The following is a 3,170-nucleotide window of genomic DNA, read 5'->3' on the forward strand; positions in this document are numbered from 1 at the left end:
CGCAGCGCGTCGGGCGTCGCGACTTCCGCGGGGAGCGAGGGAGCCTCGGCCCGGGGGGTCGTCGCGGCCGCGGCGACGGGCCCTTCGTCGTAGTACCAGGCGGTCCCGTCCTGCTGCTGCTGGACGAGGTAGCGGGCCAGGTCGGCGGCCAGGCGCTCGGGGCTGTCCTGCGTCATGCGTCGCTCCCGGCGGGGCTCAGCAGCGGCACGAGCCGCCGCAGCAGTTCGGCGGCGAGCTCACGCTTGTCCAGCGGTCCGATCGTCTCGCTGCCGCCGTCGGCGTTGATCAGCGTGACGCGATGCAGCCCTTCGCCGAAGGTGCCGTCGGCGATCGGGTCGTTGGCGATCACGGCGTCCATGCCCTTGGCGTGCAGCTTGGCCCTGGCGCGCTCGAGCAGGTTCTCGGTCTCGAGCGCGAAGCCGACGACCTTCAGGCCGGCGGGCCGTTCGACGTGGACGATGTCGGCCAGGATGTCGGTCGTGCGGGTCATGTTCACGCACCAGGACGTGCCGAGCGATTCCTTCTTCAGCTTGCCGCGGCCCACGCTCTCGGGCGTGAAGTCGGCGACGGCCGCGGCCATGATCAGGGCGTCGGCGCGCGGCAGGTGCGCGCGCACCGCGGCGGCCATCTGGGCGGCCGTCTCCACCGGCACCACGACCCCGATCCCGCGCGGGGGCGGCGACGGCACCGGACCGTGGATCAGGGTCACCTCGGCGCCCAGCCCGGCGGCCTGCCGCGCCAGCGCGAAGCCCATCGCCCCGGTCGAGCGGTTGCCGACGAAGCGCACCGCGTCGAGCGGCTCGCGCGTGGGACCGGCCGTCACCAGCAGGCGGCAGCCGGCGAGCGGCGACGCCGGCGCGCCGTCGGGTCGGGACGGCAGGGCGTCGTCCAGCTCGCAGATCCGCGCGAAGATCTCCTCGGGTTCGGCCATCCGCCCCTCGGCGACCGTGCCGCAGGCCAGCCAGCCGCGGCCGGGATCCACGACGTGGGCCCCCCGCCCGCGCAGCGTGGCGAGGTTGGCCTGCACGGCGGGGTGGCGCCACATGGCGTCGTTCATCGCCGGGGCCAGGACCAGGTCGCGCTCGCAGGCCAGCAGCAGGGTGGTCACGATGTCGTCGGCGATGCCGCCGGCGGCCTTGCCCAGCAGGTTGGCCGTGGCCGGGGCGACCACCGCGATGTCGGCCCAGCGGGCCAGCTCCACGTGGTCCAGCGGGTCGGTGTCGCCCTCGCCCCACAGGTCGGTGGCGACGCCGTGGCCGGTGAGCGCGCGGAACGTGGTCGGGCCCACGAAACGCTGCGCCGCGCCGGTCATGGCCACGCGCACGGAAAAGCCCGCCTGCACGAGCAGGCGGGCCAACAGGCAGCTCTTGTAGGCGGCGATGCCGCCGGTCACCAGCAGCAGGACGCGCGACCGGGTCATGGCCTACTCCTGTCCGCTCTCCCGCTCCTTGAGGGCGGCGGCAGCGCGCTCACGCTTGTCGTAGTAGAGGATCTTGCCGTCGATCAGGCGCTGGACCGCGATGGTCGTCAGCTTGCCGGGCAGGTTCGCGCTCACCGCGCGGGCCCGGTCGTTCAGACGGCGCGCCTCGAGGGCGACGATCCTGATGGCTTCGAACTTGTTCGGGATCCTGTTGGTGACATCCTTGCGCTGGATGTAGGTCATCGGACACCTCGGTGGAAGATCCATGTCGACGGGGACCGGGGGCGCTGCAACCGCCGGCGGAGCGCGAACGGAGCAATGTAACCCCGTTCCGGGCCGGCATCAACAAATATTCTCCAACTCACTGTCCGACAGGCGGTTCCAGCGTCGGCACCAGCGGCGGCTCCCGGAAGCGCTCACGCCGGCACTGCTCGGCGGTCAGGATCGCCGACATGCGCCGCAGGGCTTCGGTGAGGTCGGCGTTCACGATCCAGTAGCGGTAGTGGGACGCGTAGCCCACTTCCCAGCGGGCGTTGCGCAGGCGGGTGGCGATGACCTCGGGCCCGTCGGTGGCCCGGGAGCGCAGGCGCGCCTCCAGAGCGTCCCAGGAGGGCGGGAACACGAACACCGAAACGAGATCGTCTCCGTACAGGTCGATCACGTTCTTGCCGCCCTGGACGTCCAGGTCGAGCAGGGGCACCTCGCCGCGGTCGATCATGGCCTGGATGTGGTCGCGGCGGGTGCCGTAGCGGCGGTCGTGCACGTGCGCCCACTCCACGAAGGCGCCGGCGGCGACGAGCAGGTCGAACTCGGCGTCGTCGACGTAGTGGTAGTCGACGCCCTCCCGCTCCCCGGAGCGGATCGGGCGCGTGGTGGTCGACACCGAGAAGCGCACGCGCGGGTCCTCGGCGAGCAGGGCCCGCACGAAGGTGGTCTTGCCCGCGCCGCTCGGGCCGCTGATCAGCAGGATCATCGCCGGGTCACTCCAGGTTCTGGACCTGTTCGCGCAGGGTCTCGATCTCTTCCTTCATGGCGATCACCGCGCGCGTGATCTCGAGGTTCTGGGTCTTGGAACCCATGGTGTTGACCTCGCGGTGCATCTCCTGGAACAGGAAGTTCAGGCGCTTGGCCACCTGGCCGCCCTCGGCCAGGGCCTCGCGCACCTGCTCGAGGTGGCTGGCGAGGCGCTCGCACTCCTCGTTGATGTTGCCCTTGTCCACGAGGATCGCCGCCTCCTGGGCCAGGCGCTGCGGGTCGATGGCGTCGCCCAGCAGCTGGGCCAGCCGCTCGCGCAGCCGGTTCTGCGCCTCCTCGAGGGCGCCGGGCACCAGGGCGCCCACCGTGCCGAGGTGGCGGTCGATGGCCACGGTCCGCGCGCGCATCTCGGCGGCGGTCTCGTCGCCCTCCTTGCGCTTCATCGCCTCGAGACCGGCGATGGCCAGGTCGAGGGCGGCCGTCACGGCCGCCTGCAGGGCCTCGCGGTCGTCCTCCGGCTGGCCTCCGTCGAACAGGCCGGGCAGGGCCAGCAGGTGCTCGAGCCGGATCTCCGGCCGGGGCAGACCGCGGGCGGCGACGGCGTCGGCCATGGCGTTCAGGGCGGACAGCCCGGCCTCGACGCGCGCTGGCTGCAGGGCGGAAACGGTCGCCGCAGTCCCACGCTCCAGCGTCAGGGTGCAGCTGACGCGGCCGCGCGCGACGCGGTTCTTCAGGACCTCGCGGATGTCGAGCTCGCAGAAGGCCAGGGCCGACG

General features: G+C 72.5%; 4 protein-coding genes. All 4 read right to left on the reverse strand.

The features are described from left to right. Positions 1-172 precede the first annotated feature (172 nt). The gene (gene coaBC / locus Q7W29_14125) at positions 173-1,420 is read right to left on the reverse strand and encodes a bifunctional phosphopantothenoylcysteine decarboxylase/phosphopantothenate--cysteine ligase CoaBC (GenBank protein ID MDO9172959.1); all 1,248 of its coding nucleotides are present in this window, start codon (positions 1,418-1,420) and stop codon (positions 173-175) included. A 3-nt stretch (positions 1,421-1,423) separates the two neighbouring features. Beyond that, positions 1,424-1,663 carry a DNA-directed RNA polymerase subunit omega gene (locus tag Q7W29_14130; protein ID MDO9172960.1) on the reverse strand — a complete coding sequence of 80 codons (240 nt, stop codon included), beginning with the start codon at positions 1,661-1,663 and terminating at the stop codon, positions 1,424-1,426. A gap of 118 nt (positions 1,664-1,781) precedes the next feature. Further along, positions 1,782-2,393, reverse strand: coding sequence for a guanylate kinase (gene gmk / locus Q7W29_14135; GenBank protein ID MDO9172961.1), 612 nt, complete (start codon positions 2,391-2,393; stop codon positions 1,782-1,784). Between the two features lie 7 nt (positions 2,394-2,400). Then, positions 2,401-3,170: YicC/YloC family endoribonuclease (locus Q7W29_14140; GenBank protein MDO9172962.1), on the reverse strand; the 770-nt coding region annotated here is incomplete at its 5' end.

This window comes from bacterium, assembly GCA_030654305.1.
In the GTDB taxonomy this organism is placed as follows: Bacteria; Krumholzibacteriota; Krumholzibacteriia; order LZORAL124-64-63; family LZORAL124-64-63; genus PNOJ01.